The organism is Streptomyces sp. NPDC006294, assembly GCF_042870895.1.
Taxonomy (GTDB): domain Bacteria; phylum Actinomycetota; class Actinomycetes; order Streptomycetales; family Streptomycetaceae; genus Streptomyces.
The window spans coordinates 1-20702 of sequence record NZ_JBIAHV010000024.1 but is presented as its reverse complement, the minus strand read 5'-3'; the positions used below and the strand labels follow the sequence as shown (position 1 = coordinate 20702).

The window sequence follows — 20702 nt, the reverse complement described above, 5'->3', positions numbered from 1 at the left end:
CCCTTACCTGATCCCAAAAAGGCCCGGCAATTCTCTCGAAGAACTCACTGTCCGGCTCCGCAGCTCGCTTTGGCGATGCATCCGTCCGGTTCCGGCTTACGTATACGGCCACTATATGGTCGCCTCTCCATCGGCCAATCCGAACTCACCGACAATGCTCGCCCCTGCCGCAGCGATCACGAACTGTTAAAAAATGATGTCGTACGTGGGCGACTCTGGAGCGGAACTGCTCACGGGTGCAACCTCTTCACCATGACCGCGTAAACCGGGGAGTCGGCGAAGGGCTGCTGCTCGCCCGCCTTCTCGTAGCCCCACGTCTCGTACAGACCCTGAACCTTCGGGTGCGTCACGTCGACCAGGAGCACCGCAAGGTCTTCACCGCGTTCCTTCAGCAGGGCTTCGTGGAGCCGCTCCGAGATCCCCTGCCCCCGCCACTGCGGGCGCACCATGACTTCGGAGACGGCGTAGGTCGCGGTGTAGCCGTTGTTCGGCGCGAACGCCGTGGAACGCCACCACTCACGGCCCGGCTGGAGCGGGGCGCCGTACGCGAAGCCGGTCGGCTCGTCGCCCTCGAAGGCGACGACGCAGGTGAAGCCGTCCATTCCTGACCAGTGATCGACGAACCACGGGAACCGCTGGTTGAACTCGTTGCCCATCGCGTCGGCGTAGGCGTCGGCGTGCACGTCGATCAGCATCTGCTTGAAGCCCTCGGGGAGGCTTTCCTGTCCGTAGTGCCGCAGGTCGATCACCCTGGTCACGTTCGGCTCCATTCATCTCGCATGCGGTCTGCCCAGTCGCGGGCGTACGTCGTGGACGGCGCCAGCCGGAACAGGTCTCGGTGAAAGTCTCCGATCAGGGTGCGCATGCGCCCCGGCAGTGGAGCTCCCTCCATGATCGTGAAGACGGTGCCCGCGGTCGCCGTAGCCTGCTCGGGCTCGCCCTGGCGGAGTTGCGCCAGGGCGAGCTGGCAGGTGGCCAGCGCGCGGTTGCGCTGGAACTCCGCCGGGATCTTGGCCAGGGACCGGTGAGCCATCGCCTCGGCGTCGGCGGGCTCCCCGTTGTGGTTGAGGATGATCGCCGCGAGGTGGTTGAGTTCCGCCGGCCCGTAGAACGCGGTCCATCGAGGACGCTCGTCCTCGGCCGCCTTCCGGTAGTTCTCCTGCGCTGCGCCCAGGGACCGGCGAGCGGCCCGCAGGTCTCCCAGCGACGAGTGGGCGAGCGCGAGACGGACGCGGCCCATGGAGCCGAAGAACGGGTCTCTACGGGCGGCTGGGGAGGCGTTGGCCGCCTGAGCTGCCGCGAGTTGTTCCGGCCAGTTCTTCCGCTGGTAGGCGAGCATGGCCATGTTGACCCACACGCGCATGACCGTGGGTGGGTCCTGGGAGAGGCCGGCGAACGTGGACGACTCATGCAGGTACGTCCGAGCCTTGTCCAGGTCACGTAGATCAATGCACGACCAGGCGGCGACGGTGGTGAACTCGGCCGCGAGGGCGTACAGGGCACGGCGTACACGTTCGCTGGCGTTCCGCTGCTGAAGCTCCAGTACCTTGGCGCGAGCTTCGAGGGCTGCGGTCGCCAGGGAGGCGTGCCCGCCTTGACGGTCGTCGGCCTCCACGAGCTGGTTCATGCCGGCCGATGCTCGGGCCACGTCCGACATGCCCACCGACCGACGTTGCTTGACCACGGGAACGACTGCGGCTGCCGTCCCGGTGGTGGAAGCGATGAAGTCGCGACGCCGCACGGGGCCCTCCGGGGGATGTTGCATGGAGCTGGGTGCGCTGAACCCTAAGTCCGCCACGGGGCAGCCGAACACACGCTCAAGTGCGGCGCAAGTGCGTCCGATTGGGCGTCGGCTTGATCCGTTAAGCAGGTTGCGCACCGTCCGGGAGGAGATGTCGCCAGGCCGACCGGTGATCTCCTGTAGCGCGGCGTTCAGGCGTGCCGCCAACTCCTCCTGCGTCAGACCGAGTTGATCAAGCCGGTCCTGAAGAACGAGATTTCCTCCCATGCACCGAACGTAGCTCCACCGTCACGCTGACACCTAGAGCTTGGGTAATGGAAACGCAAAGTCTTCCGGTTGGTGGCGTGTACGGATCCGGGACTCTTCCTGTTGCGCTGCGCTCGTCGCTCGTTGACTGGTCATCGGTCGCCAAGCCGAGTTTGGTGCGGCGGCACGGAGGAAAGCCCGGTCCTGCCTTGCTTGTCCGGACCGGGAACCCCAGCCGGAGGGAAAGACCTCGTGACCATGACCGTCGCTCAACCGAATGCGATCGACTCCCCGGGTTACGCCGCAGAGGTGCCCTGCGTACGTGAGTCCGTGAGCCTCGCCCGCGCTTTCATCTCCCAGGTGCTGGCGGTCTGGGGCATGGACGACGACGTGACCGGCTGGGGAAAAATCATCGTCACTGAACTGCTGGCCAACGCCGTCGAGCACACCGAGACCCCGGTGTCGCGAATCCACATCGAGCGACCGAGCAACGGTGCCGTCCGCATCGGAGTCTCCGACCGCTCGCACGACGCTCCCCATCTGAAAACGGCCGACCTGAACGCTGAGAGCGGCCGGGGTCTGAGTCTGGTCGCGGCGATGAGTTCGCAGTGGGGCTACGACATGCACTCGTGGGCAAGGACACCTGGGCTGTGGTCGAGACTCCGGTGGGGGAGGAGCGGTGAGCACCGCAGTGGCTCCGAAACCTCCAGCCCAGGAGTGGACGCCACCGCTCGACGCGGACGGTTTACGGCTCGTGCTGGAGCGGTTCCGGGCGTGGGAACCCCTCGACATCGAGGAGGTCTTCGACGACCTCGACGCGGCGATCGGCAGTCAGCCGCCACCTGTTGCAACGGCTGTCGCCCTGCTCGGCCGCCTCCGCAGACACCTGAAGCAGCTCAGCGACATCACGGTGGCTGACGACAGCTTCCCGCCCAGTGCCGAGATGACCCGCCTTGTCGAGCGAGGAGTTCCTCTGCTGGAGGAGCCCACTCCGGCTATCTATCGACAGGCTGTTGGACTCGCCCGCCGTCTCGCCTTCGTGACCGCTGACCTGATCGAAGTGTTGATCGAGGCTCGCTACATCAAGGAGATCGAGTGACGTACGCCCCTTGCCACCCGCGAGCCACCCAGCGGGCTGGTCGACACGAACCGGCCCGCCGGGCAGCCCTCCGCGGGCGTGGGCCTCCCAGCTCGCCGTCCAGCGCGGCCCTGTCGGTCAGCCGACGAGAACCGAGCGCGCTCTCCCCTGGATTACCCGACCCATCCGGCACGCGACCGCCGGCCTGCATCCCCCATACGCACGACTGAAGGAAGTCCATGACGAACACGACCGTCGAGCCCGACGAAGCGACCCGTCTCCGGAACAAGGTGGTGGACGAGTTGCGCGCAGGCGGCGACATCTCCTCCTCGGAGATCGAAGCCGTCATGCGCAAGGTGCCTCGGCACGCGTTCATTCCCGACACCCCGCTGGACAAGGCGTACGACACGTACGCGGCAGTGATCACCAAGACGGACGAGCACGGTGTGCAGCTCAGCTCCGTCTCCGCCCCGCAGATCCAGGCGATGATGCTGGAGCAGGCCCAGGTGAAGCCCGGCATGCGCGTGTTGGAGATCGGTTCGGGCGGGCTGAACGCCGCCTACCTCGCCGAGCTCGTGGGCGAGCACGGCGAGGTCGTCACCGTGGACATCGACCCCGTAGTCACCGAGCGGGCGCACCGGCTCCTGAACGAGCACGGCTACGACCGGGTACGCGTCCTTACCGCCGACGCCGCCGAGCCCATTCCGGAGCTCGGCGAGGTCGACGTCGTCATGGTGACTGCCGGAGCCTGGGACATCGCTCCGGCGTGGACCGCGCAGCTCAAGCAGGGCGGTCGGCTTGTGGTGCCGCTGCGGATGCGTGGCCTGACCCGGTCGGTCGCCTTCACCCAGATCCCGGGCGAACACGGTCCCTACCTGGAGAGCGTGTCGGCGCTCATCTGCGGTTTCGTCCCGATGCAGGGCTCGACAGCCCACCGGGAAGAACTTCTTCTCGTCAACGGCACACCGGAGATCGGGCTGAAGTTCGACGACGGGCTACCGGCCGACCCACACCGACTGGACAACGCGGTCACGTTCCCGCGCCACGAGCTGTGGACAGGGGTCGTCATCGGCCTTTCGGAACTCATCGACACCCTCCAAATGGCCATGGCCATCAGCCTGCCCGGCTTCTGCACGATGGCCGTCGACGAGGACCTGGACACGGGCCTGGTCGCCCCCGTGAACAAGCGGTTCGCCCTCGCCGCCGTCGAGGACGACACCTTCGCCTACCTCGTCACCCGCCGCACCGAGGACAACAAGCACATCGAATACGGCGTGCACGCCCTCGGCCCGAACGCGAAGCAGTTCGCCGACCAGGTCGCCGACGTGCTCCGCGACTGGGAGGCCAGCCGGCGCGGGGGCCCCAGCCCGGTCATCCGGGTCTATCCGGCCAACACCTCTGATGACCAGATCCCGGCCGACCGGGTCATCGACAAGGTGCACAGCCGGGTCTCGCTCTCCTGGCCCTCGGCGTAACGCCGGAAGCCAGGTTGTTCCACACCATCCGGACACCAAGAAGAAGGGCACGAACATGACGAGCGCCGCTCTGGCCCCTCCCGCCCCGCTGGCGGGCCTGGACGACGACTTCGCACCCCTGGACGTGAAGGTCGTCATCGCCGAGCACGCGTACGGCAAGCTTATGTGCTCCACGGGCGACGGCTGCGGCACCACCTGCGCGACCGGCGCCTCCGCCTGCGGCTCCTTCACGGAGGACCCGGCCTGATCCAGGCCGTTCCCTGCCGATGGGCCGAGCGAAGTGCTCCGCTCGGCCCATCGGCCCCTCACTCGCCCCGTCAGACGGAGGGCCCATGGTTTCCCGAGCAGTCGCCGACTACCGATGGCAGGGCGCCGCCATGCTGCGCGCCACCACCAGCACCGGACCGGCAGACCTCCCCCGCACTCTCGACCTGGACAACGTGGCCGTCACTCGTGGGTGGCTGAACCGCGTCTGGGAATGCGATGGCTTCCGCAACGCACTGGAACTGGCCACCCCCGTCCTGTCCGACGCCATCGAAGCAGTCGTCCAAGGCCGGCAGTCCGAGCCGCGTCACGTCCGCCGCACCGCGGTATCGACGGTCTCCTACCTCTTGCGGTGGCAACACCGGCCGACCCCGCTGGGCCTGTTCGCCGGCACCGCTCCGGTGACGGTCGGGCCCAGGGCAAGCGCGCGGTGGCGCGACAAGCACCGCGTGCTGATCCGGCCGGACTCCGAATGGGTCACCGACATAGTCCTCCGACTCCAGCGCATCCCCGCGTTACTGGCGCGGCTCCCGCTCGTCGCCAACAACGCCGCCCACACGCGGGGCGATCGGCTCGTGGCGCCGGGCCCGCCCTCCGACGGGCACGCCGTCCTGTTGGCCCCGGTCGAGGTATCCGTCCGTAATGCCAGGCCAGTGGCCGCCGCCATGGACGCCGCCCGCGCTCCCATCCCCTACGGCGCCCTGCACGGCCACCTGCGCGACAACTTCCCGCGGGCCACACTGGAACAGATCGACGCACTTCTCACCAGCCTGGTCGAGCAGCAGTTCCTCATCACCAGCCTGTGGGCACCCATGACCACGGTGGACCCCCTCCAGCACCTGTGCCACGAACTGGAACAACACGACGCGGACAGCATCCCCGACGTGCGGGACCTGGTCCACGAGCTGTACGCGCTACGCGACGAGGTATCCGCCCACCAGCCGACGCTCTCCGACGCCAGCGTGAGCGCCATCGTCGCGCGGATGCGCGCCCTCACCACCGTCACGCCGACACCGTTGCTCATTGACACCGCCCTCGACTGCGAGACCCAGCTTCCGCAGGCCGTGATCGCGGAAGCGCAGGCAGCCGTGTCAGCTCTCTACCGGACCACCCCGCAGCCCTACGGCTATCAGCACTGGCGCGACTACCATCGCCGGTTCCGGGCCCGGTACGGCGTCGGCGCCCTGGTGCCGGTGATGGACCTGGTCGCCGACAGCGGCCTCGGGCTGCCCGCCGGATACGTCGGCTCCGAACGCGGAGCCTCCCTGAAGGTGCGCACCGACCGCGACGAGCTGCTGCTCTCGCTGATGCAGCAAGTCCTCCTCGACGGCCGCGACGAACTGCGGCTGACAGACGACATGGTCCACGCCCTGGAGAAGGCCGCCGGAACGGACGAGCGGCTGTTCGTGCCCCGAGTGGAGGCCGCCTTCGAGATCCACGCCTCCAGCACCCGGGCGCTGTCCAGCGGCACGTTCGACCTCCTTCTCACGGCGGCGCCCCGCCCCGGCAGCAGCATGGCGGGCCGGTTCGCCCACGTCCTGCCGCCCGAGCACCAAGACGCCCTCGCCACCAGCTATCGCGGGGCACCGGACCGCCTCACGGCGCAGCTCGTGTTCCCACCGCGTCGGCACCGCAACGAGAACGTCACCCGCACATCGCGACTCCTGCCGCACATCATCGAGCTGTCCGGGCCCCAGGAGCGCGACGAGACGACGATCCAGCTCGCCGACATCGCCGTCACCGCCGACCCGCGCAGTTTCCATCTCGTGCAGCTCTCCACCGGCCGGCTCATCGACGTGCGGGTCCTGCACGCCTTGGAAGGCGGAACCCAGACCCCGCCGCTGGCCCGGTTCCTGGCCGAGGTGGCCAACGGACGGTACGCCGCATACAAGCCGTTCGACTTCGGCGCCGGTTCTCGGCTCCCGTACCTCCCTCGGGTCCGCTACCGCCGTACCATCCTCACGCAGGCGCGATGGCTACTGGTGGCGGAAGACCTGCCCGCCCGGAAAGCCCCGAGGCAGGAGTGGGAGGACGCCTTCACTGCCTGGCGGGACCGGCTGCGGGTCCCGATGCAGGTCGCCGTCATCGAGTACGACCAGCGCCTCCCGCTCGACCTGTCCCACCCGGTCCACCTCCGGGTCCTGCGCGCCCACCTCGACAACGCCCGGCGCGTGGAGCTGCGCGAGGTACCGGACGCAGACGCCCACGGCTGGATCGGACGGGCACACGAGATCTGGCTCTCGGTGCGCCGTTCCGAGCCGGACACCCCGTACGTGCCCCGGCCGCGCTCCACTACGTCGCCGGGCGCCGAGCGGCATCTGCCGGGCGGCGGCGACGCTCTTCACGCACAGCTCCACTCCCATCCGGGCCGCCACGACGAGATCCTGAGCCACCATCTCCCGCACCTGCTCGCCGCGTTCGGGGAGGAGCCGCCAACTTGGTGGTTCACCCGCCACCGGAAGATGGCCCGGCCGGACGCCGATCAGCACCTCGACCTCACCCTGCTCCTGTCGCCGGACTCGTACGGAGTCGGCGCACGGCACGTGCGTGCGTGGGCCGACAGCCTGCACACGATGGGACTCGCGTCCGGACTCGCCCTGGCCCCGTACCAGCCGCAGACCGGACGCTTCGGCCACGGGCCGGCCATGGATGCCGCGCACCAGGTGTTCGCCGCAGACTCCGCCGCCGCCCTTGCGCAGATTCAGCTCGCCGAACGCACCGATGCCTTCGCCCCACAGGCCCTCGCTGCCGCCAGCGCCCTACACCTCGTGACTCGCCTGGCATCGAACGCTGCGGCAGCCGAAGAGTGGCTGGTGGGCAACCTTCCCCAGGGCACCGGACGGTTGGACCGGACCCTGCGCGGCCAAGTGCTCGAACTCACCGGGCCGAACGGTGCCTCTGCGCTCGCGTCCCTCCCCGGGGGCAGGCAGGTCACCGATGCGTGGCGGGCCCGCGCCGCCGCCGTGGACGCCTACCGGACGGCATTGGTCGGTAAGCGCGATCCGCTCGACGTCGCCCGGTCACTGCTGCACCAACACCACGTCCGAGCTCTTGGCGTCAATCCGCGCGCCGAGGAGACCACGATTCGACTCGTGCGAACAGCCGCCCTCCAGCACCGGATGGCGGACCGATGACCACGCTGGCAACCACCGCCGCAACAATCTTGGAGCAGTACACAGCTGATCTGGCTGAGCCTCCTCCCCCGCCCCCGGAGGAGCCCTGGACAGTGCAGTCGCTCGCCGACGGCGCTGCCGGAATCAGCCTGCTGCACATCGAGATCGCCAGCAGGTACGGCGGCTCCTGGCGTTCCGCCCACCGGTGGATCACGAGTGCGGCCTCCGGACCCATCAGCGCGGACGACCAGACGGGCCTGTTCCTCGGCGCCCCGGCCGTCGGCTTCGTCCTCACCGCCGTTCCTCCGGCATACCAGCATCTGTACGCCTCGGCGCGCACGACCCTGCACCAGCACATCACCGACCTCGCCAACCGCCGCGTGGACGCCGCGCTCGCCCGCATCGGCAAGGGAGACCTGCCGACCTTCGCGGAGTACGACCTCTTCTACGGCCTCACGGGGATCGGCGCCTACCTCCTGCGCACCGAGCCCGAGGGCTCAGCCCTGGAGAGGACCTTGCAGTACCTCGTCGCCCTTACCCGGCCGCTCGCCGCTGACGGGCGCGGGCTGCCCGGCTGGTGGGTCCGCCATGACCCGGCGCGCGGCGAGTCGCCCCACTTCCCGGGCGGGCACGGCAACTTCGGCGCGGCCCACGGCATCGCAGGCCCGCTCCTCCTCCTGGCCCAGGCCATGCGCCGAGGCGTCACCGTCCATGGCCACCGGGACGCCATGTTCACCATCTGCGCCCACCTCGACGCCTGGTGTCAGCACGGCGCTTCCGGCCCGTGGTGGCCAGAGCACATCTGCCGGCGCGACCTCGACCGTAGTCAGCCACATCACGACGCCCCCGCCCGTCCGAGCTGGTGCTACGGCACGACAGGCATCGCACGGGCAGGGCAGCTCGCGGGGATCGCCCTGCGCTCACCCACGCTCCAGAAGTTCTACGAGGACGCCCTGTACCGGACATTGTCCGATCCCGCGCAACTCGCCCTGGTCACCGACAGCGGTCTCTGCCATGGATGGGCGGGCATCTACCAGACCGCTCACCGCGCAGCCGCAGACGCTCTCGACCCGCGGCTTCACGCCCTCCCGGAACGCTTTGGTGACGCCCTCGCCGCATCCGGCCGGCCCAGCTCCCTCTCGGATCCCGGCCTGATCAACGGTGCCGCCGGCACCGCACTCGCCCTCACCACGCTCGCCTCGCAGCAGGCGCCGAGCACTGGATGGGACACATGTCTCTTGATCAACTGATCCAGACAACCGAGCCGAGTCCGACGCAGCACGCCGTCCTCGCCGTCCTGACCGGCCTGCCGCTCGCCGACGCGGCGCAGCAGTACCGGATAGACCCTGTGGTCCTCTCCGACGCGGTCGCGGTCTACGACCAGGCCGGCCGAGAAGCCCTGGCCCGCCACGCAGCCATCACCGACTGGTGGCAGACGTACCTCCACTTCACCGACTGGCCGAACGCCGACACCACCTTCACCACGCACGTCCTGCCCATCCTGCGCGAGGCGGAAGCCGCCCGCGCGATCGACGACTGGTGGTACACCAGAAAGCACCCCTGCTGGCGGCTGCGCCTCCGGGTCCAGCCTGCGGGCGGCGCCAAGCTGACGATCGGGGACGGCTTCGACCGCCTCGTCTCCGACGGACACCTTCAGCGCTGGTGGCCCGGCATCTACGAACCGGAGACTCCAGCGTTCGGCGGGAAGACCAGCATGACGGCCGCGCACGCCCTGTTCGTCACCGATAGCCGAGAGATCCAGCTGTTGCGCCAGCGCGACGATCTCACCGTCGGGCCCAGGGAACTGTCCGTCCTCCTGTGCACGATCATGATGCGCGCCGCCCGACTGGAGTGGTACGAGCAGGGCGATGTCTGGGACCGCGTCATTACGACGGAGCACCGCTCGGCCGTCAGCGACGTTCCGCCGGAACAGCTCGACGCCCGAGTCCAGGAGATCCGTCCTCTGCTTCTCGCCCACAGTGACGTCCTGCTGCGCCCCGGGGGCCCACTGGAACCTGTCGCCGAGTGGGTCGCCGCATTTCACAACGCCGGCCAAGCCCTCGCCGACGGCGTCCGAGACGGAACACTCGACCGCGGGCTGCGACAGGTGCTCAGCTACCACGTGATTTTTCACTGGAATCGACTCGGGCTATCAATGCGAGGGCAGAGCATTCTGGCTTGGGCAGCCAGAGCAGCGATTCTGTGCGGCAATGGGCACAAGGAGGGCTAGCACGGCACCTCCGGCTCAGCAACGTCTATTCGTCGACCTGCTCGGTTGCCGGGGCTGGAGCCAGTGGTAAGAAGTACTCCTCGGCGAGTTTCGCCAGGTGCAGCGGGAGCGGCCGGGCAAGCGGGTGGTACTCGTCGTGGAAGCGCAGCTGGTGGACGGCTGCCGCAATTACTGCGGGTCGTTCTGGCGTCGCGCCGGGGCTTCCCCCCGCAGCCAGAGCTGCCTCCGACAGACATCCCAGCACGGTGAGTTCCAATGCCTGTGGATTCCAGGCCGTAGCCGCAGGGCCGTGGGGCCAGTCCTTGTCGGGTACCAGTTTGCGTAGGTCGCGCCGCACCGTGCCTGCCGTCGGCGGTTTACCGACGGTGCTGACGAACACACGGTTGTCCGGGCTCGCCTCGCGGGCGGCCCAGAGGCCAGCGGAGAACCCTGGCGGCTCCTCGTCGGTCTCGCCGGGCGCATACCACTCGGGCGTCTCGCCACGACTGTTGGCGTCCCGAATCAACACCGCTCGCAAGCCGCCTCCATAGAGCGCGAGCCGCGTCAGCTGTTCCCCGTGCAAAGTCACCATGTCCCTGACCAGTTGTCCGTTGTTCAGGCCGGGCCATACCCCACGTAGGTTGCCGCTGTTTATCAGGAGCAGGGTCGGTCGATCGCGTACTTGGTAGAGCAGTGACCTGACCTGGCGCTCGACCTCGTCACGCCACTCATCCTGGGTGGAGAAGGCCCGGGCTGATCGGGTCTGCGTCGGGTGGTCCGACGTGAACTCGTCAGCAGCGAGGGCAAGCAATAGTTGGGCGTATGGGAGCCACTTTTTGCGGGTGTCGTCCCAGCCACACACCGGATGTACAGGATCGCGTGGCCGGATGCGGAGAGCAACCAAGCGCTGTCCCGCCTGTCGGGTCGGACCGTCTGCCTGGCACCGGACGTACCAGAGCTCCAGGTACTGAAGGCCATCCGCCAGCTTGTCGTCCAGCCGCTGGTCCGGCGGGACCACAGCACCGAGTTGGCGCATCCCGTCGGCTACGGCGGACTTGGCGCGATGGGCCACGGCCCCGTCAGAGTCTTCCGGAACCACGATGAACTGGCTGACTCGACGGGCCACGGCGCAACCGAGCCGGAGTGCAGACTTGGGATCGGAGTCCCGGACTGGGAAGCGCTCGGGACCGAGCGTCTCCACGATCACCAGCCCTTCCGAGGCCGATGGGGGGACGAAGTGGCCAGCCGTCCGTGCAGCGCGCTCCCGTACGGCCTGAGCGAGCGCCTGCGCTCGTTTGTGGCCGGACTTCCGGATGACCTCAAGTGGGGCGCCCAGGGTCCCGAGCGGACGGGTACGCAACCTGACTCGCAGCTCGCCGTCCTGCCAGTCGTGTTCACCATCCACTCCGCAGGATCCGGCAGAGAGGCCCAGCCACTCACGAAGCGCCGCGACCAAAGCGTCCCGGGTCTCCTCGGTCTGCCAGAGTACGTCCACCAACAGCGGCCGCCCGTCGAGGGTCGCGCGCACCGCGTCCCGGCGGGCTTGGATTCGGTTCCGGGCCCGCTTCTCCTGCTCCGCCTGGTCTTTCGTCGGGGAGGTGGGCAGCAGGACGGGCTTGGACTTCCGGTGCACGCGTTCAAGCTCGGGTACCCGGCGCAGGAAGGGGCTGATGCCTTCCTCGACCCAGTGGTCGAGCAGCGAGCGTTCCAACGGCATGAGCCCGGCGCCGACACCATGCCGCCCCATCGCGGTGCTGTGCAGGATGCCAGCTGCAACCCCGTTCTGTCCTTCGATCCACCCGACCGGTTCGGCAACCAGATCAGACGGCTTGGGGTAGGCGCGCGTCACGTCCAGTTCGGGCAGCAGGCCGACCAGACTCTGCCGACTCCAGGCGAGCATCCCGAGGCTGCGGTCGTAGGCAAGGGAATTGGCTGTGAGCCGTCGGCGCGGGCCGTGGACACCTGGCCACGGCAGCGGCGCGTCGAGCAGTACGGTCGCACTATGCCCTTCCGGCAGCCATACGGGCGATCCTGTGGCCCAGCGACGGATCCCGTATGAGACATGTACGCGGAACCGTGGGGCGAAGGGCACCGTCTGAACGGTGACGGTCACCAGTCCTGAGTAGAACCATGTGCGTTTTCCCTTCGTGTACGACCGTGGTGGCCAGCTGACCAGCTCAACTCCTTGGTCGCGGGTGACCAGCCGGAAGGACAGGTCGACGCCGTTGAGGCGAAGCGGGGAGGAGGCAAGCCTGGCGCCGATCCGCTCGGGCAGCAGTTGATAGAGCCTGCGGTCGGGGTGGGCGGTGCCGCCCAGAGAGTGATCCGCAGCCGTGAGGTCCACCGACTCAGTGCGCCACTGCGGGGTGTGGTCGTCGATCAGTGCAAGGGCCCGGTCGAGGGCTGCCCGATGGTCGGCCATGCGCTCAGGGTCGGGATCGGTGCCGGGCGGCAGGGTCATCGCCCAGGAAGCCAGCAGCGGGGAGATCAGCTCCGCGGGCATCTTCTCGGACGCATAGAACCACGGGACCTCGGCGTTGCTGCCGGCCCCCCTGCCCGTGGCCACCAGGCCCGGAGCGGTGGCTCGGAGTAGGTCGTTGAGCTTGCTGATCGGCAAGGCCGTCGGCTGTTCCCGGCGGCGCCATCGCCGCCGGTAGAGGTCCATGAACTCGGCCCGCCACTCTTCGGGAAAGCTGATGACCCGGTACTGCTCAGCCCAGGGTTCCCTGTCCATATCCGGTTCATAGGCTGTGGTACTGATCAGGTGATACACGCGGTGTTCCCTTCAGTGGGGGATGGATGGAGGCAGCGGTCGAGGGCTGTCCACATCGGGCGGTAGAGCGCCCGGACGATGTGACGATCGTCGGCAGGCACGTCGGTCCCGGGGGTGAAGTAGGGCTCAAGGACGGAGTGGATGCTGTGCAGGAGGCTGCTCTTGGGAGTGTCCGGTTCCTGGGACGCCCCTCCAGCGGCCAGATGGGGGGAGAATGCGGCGTCGACAAAGGCGACCCTGGTAGGCACCGCACCACGCACGGAACGGCCGATCACCTGCCAGATCAGTACGAGCAGGTCCCAGGTGATCGCTTCCCGGTCATCTCCGAGGGAGCTCCATGCCATGCTCCGGGCGAGCACCCGGTACCACTGAGATCGAGCGAGATCCCTGACCTTGCGGGCACCGAGACCGAGGCTGGGCTCGCTTCGTACCCATTCGTCGAACGCCCCGCCCCTCATGGCCCGCACAATCCAGTCGTTGATCGCGTGTACCGCGAGGCCGAGGTCGTCGGGGCGCGGGTTGGGTCGGGCGAGGAAGTAGATCGACCCGATCGCAGCGTGCTCGCGGTCTAGGTCGAGGATGTTGTGTCCGCGCTCGACAGCTAGTAGTGGCGCCACCAGGATCTCGGCGCGGGTACTGGCCAGCGTCTCGACGTCGCCACGGCGCAGGATGGGCGCGTGGTGCTCGTCGCCCTCCCCCAAAACGCCGGCCTCGGGATCGTCGTCCGACACCAGCCGGCGGACCCTGCACTTCCACCGCCTATTGAGGGTGTGCAGGGTGTCCGCCACGACTTTGGATTCCTCATAACTGCCGACGAGCAGCAGGATGTGGCGGCGACTCTCCGGAAGGCGCTGTAACTCCTCCCGGAGACGGCTGATTCCGGCGTCTTCGTCGCCGAGGGCGACGGCCATCCGGCGCAGGATCTCCTGCCGTTGATCGAGTGGCTCGCCGGAGAGTCGCTGCGCGTCGTACTGTCCATCGCAGGTGCAGCCCGCGCGGCATCCGCAGCCGCTGCGAATGAACTCGAAGCGGAAATCACTCTGTTCGGCGATCCGGTCCAGGTCCTCCGGGCCTGGCTCGATGATCACGCCTATTTCCACCGGAATGTGATAGCGGCTGGACTTGCCTGCCCAACTGCTACCCGACATCAACAGGACGTTGGTACCGGGGCGACCATCCACCGTCGGCAGGTCGGGCATCTCCCGAAGTAGTTCCCGGCCGACCCCGCTGCACCGGAAGAACCTGAGTTCCCCGGTGCGCACTCCACCGTGATCCGGGCTGTCCATCAGAAACTGGAAGCCGATCACATTGCCCATCGGCGCCTCGGGCACCATGGGTCCGTAGTCGAGCGGCCTGCGGTACATCTCGTTGAAGCCCAGGTTGAGTGCTGACGCGACACGCGGCCACATGGCGTTGATCAGGGCAAGTCTGGGCTCCAGGGCGCTGAGGAGCATGGTGAACTCGAAGCGGGTCACGAGCAGCTTGAGCCAGTCGTCAGAGTTCTCCGGAAGAGGTTCCTTCTTCAGCCGCCTCGCCCTCTTGCGGCTCTTTCCAGGAGGCTGCGGCGCCCGGGGCCGCTCGGCGGCCGCGAGGTGGCGCAGCTCCTCGTACTGCTCAGAGGCTTCGGCCGTGGGCTCCAGCAGCGGGTCCAGGGCGAAAAGGCGGCATACCATCTCCTCCAGCCGCTCGCGGGTTGTTTCGCGCCGGTTGGTGTGCAGGAGTTCGCCCAGCAAGGCGGTGAGTTCCACGCCGTCCTCGGTGTATCGCTGCCGGTCGCCGAACGGATTCTCCCGGAAGGCGTCGAGGATCTCGGTGAGTCGAAGCCGCGGAGCGCGGTGCCGATGCCCGACCGCAGGTCCCAATGCCTCGGCCGGCGTCCCCTCACGATCTTCCGGGAGCGGATACCGCTCCTCCACCAGGCGGAGTTGGAGCGTCCACGCGCTGAAGTACCCAGTTCTGACCCAGTTCCGCAGTTCCACATCGCGGACGAGCATGGCCACCAGGCGGTCGGCGGCGGTCTGCGTGGTGTTGACGGCCGCCGACCAGTTCTCCACGTCGCGGTCGGACAACTGGATACCGCCGGCACCGGCCAACTCACGGATACGGTGCTGGTTGACATCGTGCAGGAAGGACCGTGTGTCGGAGCCGCCGCCGATCAGCGGGATGGCCGGCGCGAACATCCGATCCAACTGCATCTGGACCCGGTCCGCCTCATCGATGATCACCAGGTCACTGCGCCGACAGGCGAGTTCGAGGTACCGGACGCGTTCCGGGTTCTGTGGGTGCGGCACCTTGGAATCCACCAGGCTGGGCGGTGTGGCAACCCATAGGGCAGCGCCGACCAGCTCTCGGGCTCCGTGGTGGCGGGGACAGGCGGACCAGAAAGGACAGGCCAACTGCCGCCGTTCCCAAAGGTCACCGGCGAGATCGCGGCGGCTGGGCTTCTGCAATCGGGCGCAAGGCGCCTCGCCGAATCCCAGCAGATCGTCGGCGAGCTGCCCCTCTGCGTATCGGAGTGCATTCAGAGCGCAGGACGTGCTCAGGTATGCGAACGCCGGATCGTCGTGCGCGAGCAGGTTGCGTCTGCCACGGCCAGCCAACCGCCGGTGCAGTCGCTCGGCGTGCCGCTGGCGACCCGAAGCGCCAAGAACCGGCGCGGCAGATCGGGGCACGTATGTGTTGTACCGCTCCACCATCTTGAGCTGTTCCGCGACGTCCCCGACGACGATGGTCGCCCGCATGCCCTGCCGGGCCATGTGCACCGCCAGCACGTCTCGCAGGGTGCTCTTACCGGCGCCGACGATGCCCAGCAGGTGCTGGATCCGTCGCACCTCAAAGCGGTCCGCGCACCGGAACGCGTCCGCCTGGCGGGTGAAGAGGTGGACCGCCCCAAGCCGCCCTGCCCAGTTCTCGGACTTCACGGAATCCATGAACGCCGCTGTCTCCAGCAGGTTGCCCCACAGGAAGGACAGTGGCTTACCGCCGTTCTCCGGCAGTGTCGCGAAATCATGTTCGACCGGTGAGGGAAGGGCTGACTCGGGCAGCTGAACGGTGGCCTGATGCCGTCCGATCGGGAAGGTGTGCCCTCCGGCCGCCGCGATCACCATGGGCCGTCCGGCGAAAGCAGGTGCCTCGCGCAGCAGCCGTTCGTAGGCGTCCCAGCGGTCCGGCGCCACCGATAGCGAACGCCGACGGACGGCTGGAAGACTCAGGTCGGCGACCTCATAGCCTCTGAGCTGCCGGTCGAGCAGCTGGTAATCCTGGAGTGCCTCGGTCCACGCCCTACGCCGACCCCAGGTCCACACCGTGTGCCGGGCTGTGCGGAGAGTCCGCTCGCCAACAGCATCGACGGCTCGCCAAGCCCGTGCGAACGGGTACCCGCTGAACAGTGTCCAGGCGTCCTCTGCCGGAGCTTCTGCCGCGAATGTCTCTTGGAGGAGGAGCCCCACCTCGATCTCGCACAAGGAGACGATCCGGGCAGTCTTCATCTTCGGGGCGGCATCCGACAGTGGGACGACCACCTCGCGCAGGGACTGGGAAGTACTACGCACGGTTCCTCCTCGATCGATGGGCTGGTCCCGGTGTTGTGAAATCGCTCGCGGCCACGAGGCGCACCTGAGCTCCCACCGGTAGGGCAAGGTCGAAGCGCCGGCGACATCCGGGGCGCCCTGCCATGGCGTCCGGCATCACGATGTCCAGGGGACCGTCGAGCAGCGTGGCGATCTCCGCCGCCCGCAGAGCGGCCAGGCCCGGTTGTTCTCGGTCATAGACCTGGAAGACCCGGAGAGTTCCGTCCGGGCTGGTGACGCGATGGACGCCCAGACCCAGTGGGAGCAGCTGGACCTGATCTGTGAGCCGGGAGCGGACTGTCTGCTCGGTGCGACCGGGAAGTGCCAGGAAAAGCCGGAGCGCCAAGGGAAGAGCAAGGGCCGACTGGGAGTCTTGGGACGTTTCGAGTTCACGGTCTCCGGATGAACAGCCGCCCTCACACCAAGGGCGCCCGGCCGTGGTGTACTTGGCGAGCAGCCCACAATCGCGACAGCAGTGCACCAGCCCGGCGTCCGGGAAGCGGTCGGGCACAGGACCGTAGAGTCCCTTGACCAGATTCCAGACCTGAGCCACGGCCGGCTGCATCAGCTGCATCGGATCAGGACGGAGCATGACCGGCCGGTCGATGAGGAAGTCTCGGCACACCGCGAATCGCTCCACGGTGCCGCAGGCAGCGGCGAGTTCGGCGAGCAGTGTTTCGGCTTCCCGCTCCGGCACACCGTACGGGCCGAGGGAGGCCAGCTCGACGCAGGTCCGCGTAGGCTCACCCGCCTCGGGGTGAATCAGGCGGGTGCCAACGGTCAGGAATTCGTCCGGTAACCCTGGCACCCATTCTTCCGGCCCTCGTTCTCGACACCAACGCATCAGGTCCGGTACTCCGGCGGGAATCGGATGGCTGCGGGTCATTCCCGACAACACCATTTGGTCCAAGACAAGTTGAATTCCTGGTGGGTAAGGGAGCCGGAGTGCTGCGGACCGGTTGATCGAGGTCAGTTCGAGCACGCCACGGGTCACTGCGGCCAGCAAAGCAATGGCCTGTCTGTCCTCGGTCACTGGCCCTCCTCTGAGCCCACTTGCTGCGACTGCCGCACCGAGCACCACCTCGCCACCTCGCAGTGGGCACACTCCGGGCCGGGCACTGCCTCGAACAGCGTCTCCGTATGCCAGCCTTCGACCTGTTCGCGCAGCACCGCTTCGGCGACGGCAAGGGTCGCGGGTGCGAAGGGATCGATGGTGCGCAGATCGGCTCCGGCGGGGCGCAGCAGCTCCAGTTCGACCCGCCCCCGGGCCTGCGGGCCGGAAAGTACGCCGCTGCCAATGATCTTCACGGCCAGGGCCAACTGAGGGTAGGCAGCCAAGAGGTCGCGGCGAGGCCGGTCACTGGCAGAAGTTTTAGTCTCCCGCCAGACCCATGAACCCTCGCTTCTGTAGAGCAGGTCGGGTTCCGCCAGGACGAGTAGGTCGGCTGCGGTGTCGTCGAAGGCCATCCTGGGCTCGATCCGGATCTCCGACTTTGGTTCGGCCGTGTGCAGCGGGCAGACCTCAGCATGGTGCCGCAGCAGATCGGCACCAAGCTGCCGCTCCTCATCGGGGAGCCGGTACCCCTCGGGCACCCAGTCCGTCGGGATCTCAGGTGTGCAGGGCGTGCGCGACTGCCGGTCGTGCCGCTCGGCGAGGAAGGCGTGCAACGCCCGCCCACGCTCGGCAGCGGCGCCCCGCTCCACGGTGTCGTCAGCTGGGAGCCGCAGACCGCGCAGGTAGCCGCGGGCCGGGCAACTCTGGTGGCCACGCCCGGTGGTCGAGGACCAACTGCGCCGCGGCTGACTTCGGTCGGCCGTCCCCAATAAGCCCGCGGTCTTCGGAAGCGTCGGGCACACTGGCGCGATAGCACACGAGACGCAGGCGGTACCGGGGCGGTATTCCTGGCTGCCGAGCAGAGCGCGGACAGCGGGCGCCCCGTCCTTCCGGTACAAGGTCAGTGCCTCGGCCCGGCTGCCTTCGAAGATCGGAGCCGTGTGACCGTCGGACAAGGCGAACTGAACGACCCTGACTTCTTCCAGTCGTGGATCAGGGTTCCCTTCGGCCGCGACGAGGGCGGCTATCGCGCGCTCTGTGTCGCTGCGCGTACGGAGGCGCTTGACCACCGGCAGGCGCAGCTCTCGCCGGCGACCGTCGGGGGATTCCAAGCAGCGACCCCAAGCCGTGATCCGGTATTCCACGGCGGCCTGACCGTCGCCGGCCGCTCGCTGATGCTTGTAGACCCAGGGGTTGGGAGCGAGGCGCAGGGCAGAATTCGGCTCCGAGTCGGTGGGAAAAGCCTTCCGGTACATCAGTAGCGCATGCTCGGTCCACTGGCGCACCCCATCGTGCAGCGGACGCTGTCGACCTCCGCTCGGCGGGTTCGACGACGATTCGTCCGCTGGCCGATCGAGCTCGCCGGCCGCAGCCATGAACGGGCCGTTGGGGAACGGATCCAGCACCTCAGGTTTCCAGGCGGGCCGTACGCGAGGCCGCATCCCTCGTGCCTTCAGCACGTCGGATGCCGGGCACCGGTACCGCTCCGGGCCGAACATGCTTAGCCGCAGGGTGACGGTGGTGGATCCCCCGATCAGTCCGTCGGGTGGCCAGGTCTCTGCCATAATCCTCTCGTTTCTCTAGGCCCCGGAACAGGTTGTCGAACCTGCTGGTGATCCTCTTTTGACTACGGAGCGAATGAAGTGCTTCCCGGGACTTTTCTCGACGGGCGTTACCGGGTGCTGCGGAAGCTCGGCCACGGCGGCGAGGGTGAGCTCTTCGTCGCCCGGGACGAGTTGGACCGTTGCGAAGTGGCGGTCAAAGCCCAATTCCCCCGCACCTTCGAATCAACGAAGACCTATGCATCTGCCGCCTTCGCTTTGGAAGACGAGCTTGAACGGCTCACATTCATGCGGCATGTACCAGGAATTCCTGAGGTACTGGGAGACGGCTATTATGGGCGGCACCGGGGCCGGTACATTGTGATGGAACTGGTCCAAGGCGATACGATTGCGTCCTGGATCAGCGACCACCATCCAGTTCCAGCGGCTGCGGCGGTCTCAGTCGTCGCGCAGCTCTGCGATATTCTGCACGGCGTACATAAGGAGGGTTACGTACATCGGGATGTCTCCGCGAAGAATGCCATGATGCAGCCCAATGGGAAGGTCAGACTGCTAGACGTAGGCATTTCCGGGCCGATCGGGGAAATCAACTCAGATCCTCGCGGCACTCCGGGTTATGCACCGCCGGAGCAGTACGACAATAAAGCACTACTGACTCCGCAGGTCGATGTCTTCTCCCTCGGCACCATGCTGTTCGCCATGGTCGGCGCCGAGTTTCCTTACAGCGGCCTGGAAGGCCCGCCAGATGCCACCACCCCAGCCTTCCCGAACGGATTTCGTGCTCACATGTCCGATACGCTTCAGAGCCTCGCGCTCGCCATGGTCTCCATCGACCCAGGTGAACGCCCCGATCTGGCTGCGCTGCGGAACTACCTGCGGCCAATGCTGCCCACCCCCCGCTGCCCCGCCTCCCCGAAGGCCACCCGGCCGGACCCGACCACCCCATACCGGCTTGGCTTGTCGTTGCCGTAACCGGGACGGAGCCAGCACCTTGTCGAACGGCCGTCACGGGAGGCACCTCATACGCTCGACAGCCGCGTCCAGGTCGCTCTCACCCAGTTCTCGTAACAGTGCCTGGGCTCGCTGAGTCGCCTCCTCGGCTTCCAGAGGCCGACCGGCTCCGCGGAGGGCGGCCGCAAGCCAGACCAGCGTCCGGGCCTCTCTACTGCCGTAGGTCAAGGAGCGGTACAGATTACGAGCGCGCTCGAAGTCGGCAATGGCGGCCTCGTGATCTCTCAATACGAGCCGAACTCGGCCCATGCTGAACAGCAGATGCGCCAGGCCGTTGAGATCGTCCGTTCCTTCCAACAGCGTCAGCGAACGCCGGCAGTACTCCAGAGCCGCGTCGTACTGACCGAGGTCGTAGCGGGCACTTCCGATGCCGTTCAGCGCGGCTCCTTGGCCGAGGAGATCACCAAGTTGCTCGAAGGCGGACAGAGCAGCGATGAAATGCTCCAACGCTTCACCCGGGGCTCCGCTCTCACGGAGTAGAACGCCCAGGATGTGCCTCCCGAGGGCAGCACCTAGCCTCCGCTTTTCAGTTGGGATGATGAGACGTCGCTGGTCGTCAGCTTTCGGGTAGGGGACGCGGTTTCGGTGCTTGGGCATGGTGAGGGCC

General features: G+C 67.6%; 14 protein-coding genes and 1 pseudogene. 8 read left to right on the top strand and 7 right to left on the bottom strand.

What is annotated here, in order from left to right; genetic code table 11:
• Positions 1 to 230: 230 nt before the first annotated feature.
• The gene (locus ACFYOP_RS31390) at positions 231 to 758 is read right to left on the bottom strand and encodes a GNAT family N-acetyltransferase (RefSeq protein ID WP_356898519.1); all 528 of its coding nucleotides are present in this window, start codon (positions 756 to 758) and stop codon (positions 231 to 233) included.
• Complete coding sequence (locus tag ACFYOP_RS31385) at positions 755 to 1627, bottom strand: XRE family transcriptional regulator (RefSeq protein ID WP_356898518.1); 873 nt, start codon at positions 1625 to 1627, stop codon at positions 755 to 757. The genes ACFYOP_RS31390 and ACFYOP_RS31385 overlap by 4 nt, the downstream gene beginning before the upstream one ends.
• Before the next feature lie 618 nt (positions 1628 to 2245).
• On the opposite strand from ACFYOP_RS31385, the pseudogene ACFYOP_RS31380 reads away from it, so the two are divergent.
• From ACFYOP_RS31380 to ACFYOP_RS31350, 7 genes and pseudogenes are all read left to right on the top strand, one after another.
• Positions 2246 to 2545: pseudogene (locus tag ACFYOP_RS31380) on the top strand (ATP-binding protein); the annotation flags it as partial.
• Between the two features lie 121 nt (positions 2546 to 2666).
• The gene (locus ACFYOP_RS31375; protein WP_356898517.1) at positions 2667 to 3086 is read left to right on the top strand and encodes a DUF6415 family natural product biosynthesis protein; all 420 of its coding nucleotides are present in this window, start codon (positions 2667 to 2669) and stop codon (positions 3084 to 3086) included.
• A gap of 218 nt (positions 3087 to 3304) precedes the next feature.
• Positions 3305 to 4540, top strand: a complete 1236-nt coding sequence (gene fxlM, locus ACFYOP_RS31370) for a methyltransferase, FxLD system (protein ID WP_356898516.1) — start codon at positions 3305 to 3307, stop codon at positions 4538 to 4540.
• A gap of 55 nt (positions 4541 to 4595) precedes the next feature.
• On the top strand, positions 4596 to 4787 hold the full coding sequence (gene fxlA / locus ACFYOP_RS31365; RefSeq protein ID WP_356898515.1) for an FxLD family lanthipeptide: 192 nt from the start codon (positions 4596 to 4598) through the stop codon (positions 4785 to 4787).
• Positions 4788 to 4872: 85 nt separating this feature from the next.
• Positions 4873 to 7938 (top strand): lantibiotic dehydratase, encoded by a 3066-nt coding sequence (locus ACFYOP_RS31360; protein WP_356898514.1) that lies wholly within the window; start codon positions 4873 to 4875, stop codon positions 7936 to 7938.
• Complete coding sequence (locus tag ACFYOP_RS31355) at positions 7935 to 9167, top strand: lanthionine synthetase C family protein (RefSeq protein WP_356898513.1); 1233 nt, start codon at positions 7935 to 7937, stop codon at positions 9165 to 9167. Before ACFYOP_RS31360 ends, ACFYOP_RS31355 begins: the two co-directional genes overlap by 4 nt.
• Positions 9149 to 10147 carry a thiopeptide-type bacteriocin biosynthesis protein gene (locus ACFYOP_RS31350; protein WP_356898512.1) on the top strand — a complete coding sequence of 333 codons (999 nt, stop codon included), beginning with the start codon at positions 9149 to 9151 and terminating at the stop codon, positions 10145 to 10147. Before ACFYOP_RS31355 ends, ACFYOP_RS31350 begins: the two co-directional genes overlap by 19 nt.
• Before the next feature lie 25 nt (positions 10148 to 10172).
• On the opposite strand, the gene ACFYOP_RS31345 is transcribed toward ACFYOP_RS31350, so the two are convergent.
• From ACFYOP_RS31345 to ACFYOP_RS31330, 4 genes are read right to left on the bottom strand one after another with little or no spacing between them, the layout of a single operon-like run.
• Positions 10173 to 12899: a pPIWI_RE module domain-containing protein gene (locus ACFYOP_RS31345; protein WP_356898511.1), complete on the bottom strand. Its 2727-nt coding sequence runs from the start codon at positions 12897 to 12899 to the stop codon at positions 10173 to 10175.
• Entirely contained in the window at positions 12887 to 16450 is a 3564-nt protein-coding gene (locus tag ACFYOP_RS31340; RefSeq protein ID WP_356898510.1) for a hypothetical protein, read from the bottom strand. The genes ACFYOP_RS31345 and ACFYOP_RS31340 overlap by 13 nt, the downstream gene beginning before the upstream one ends.
• The gene (locus tag ACFYOP_RS31335; protein ID WP_356898509.1) at positions 16443 to 17501 is read right to left on the bottom strand and encodes a hypothetical protein; all 1059 of its coding nucleotides are present in this window, start codon (positions 17499 to 17501) and stop codon (positions 16443 to 16445) included. Before ACFYOP_RS31335 ends, ACFYOP_RS31340 begins: the two co-directional genes overlap by 8 nt.
• Positions 17498 to 19087 (bottom strand): PD-(D/E)XK nuclease family protein, encoded by a 1590-nt coding sequence (locus ACFYOP_RS31330; RefSeq protein WP_356898508.1) that lies wholly within the window; start codon positions 19085 to 19087, stop codon positions 17498 to 17500. Before ACFYOP_RS31330 ends, ACFYOP_RS31335 begins: the two co-directional genes overlap by 4 nt.
• Positions 19088 to 19165: 78 nt before the next feature.
• Between ACFYOP_RS31330 and ACFYOP_RS31325 the strand changes: the two genes are divergently transcribed.
• Positions 19166 to 20056 carry a serine/threonine-protein kinase gene (locus ACFYOP_RS31325; protein WP_356898507.1) on the top strand — a complete coding sequence of 297 codons (891 nt, stop codon included), beginning with the start codon at positions 19166 to 19168 and terminating at the stop codon, positions 20054 to 20056.
• A 33-nt stretch (positions 20057 to 20089) separates the two neighbouring features.
• Here the strand turns inward: ACFYOP_RS31325 and ACFYOP_RS31320 are convergent.
• Positions 20090 to 20702, bottom strand: a 613-nt coding sequence (locus tag ACFYOP_RS31320; protein WP_356898506.1) for a tetratricopeptide repeat protein, incomplete at its 5' end; no start/stop codon positions are given.

Excerpts from the sequence above, each read along its gene's own strand:
- ACFYOP_RS31385 (WP_356898518.1), bottom strand. The coding sequence starts at position 1,627 with ATGAACCAGCTCGTGGAGGCCGACGACCGTCAAGGCGGGCACGCCTCC.
- fxlM (WP_356898516.1), top strand. The coding sequence starts at position 3,305 with ATGACGAACACGACCGTCGAGCCCGACGAAGCGACCCGTCTCCGGAAC.
- fxlA (WP_356898515.1), top strand. The coding sequence starts at position 4,596 with ATGACGAGCGCCGCTCTGGCCCCTCCCGCCCCGCTGGCGGGCCTGGAC.
- ACFYOP_RS31360 (WP_356898514.1), top strand. The coding sequence starts at position 4,873 with ATGGTTTCCCGAGCAGTCGCCGACTACCGATGGCAGGGCGCCGCCATG.
- ACFYOP_RS31355 (WP_356898513.1), top strand. The coding sequence starts at position 7,935 with ATGACCACGCTGGCAACCACCGCCGCAACAATCTTGGAGCAGTACACA.
- ACFYOP_RS31350 (WP_356898512.1), top strand. The coding sequence starts at position 9,149 with ATGTCTCTTGATCAACTGATCCAGACAACCGAGCCGAGTCCGACGCAG.
- ACFYOP_RS31330 (WP_356898508.1), bottom strand. The coding sequence starts at position 19,087 with ATGGCAGAGACCTGGCCACCCGACGGACTGATCGGGGGATCCACCACC.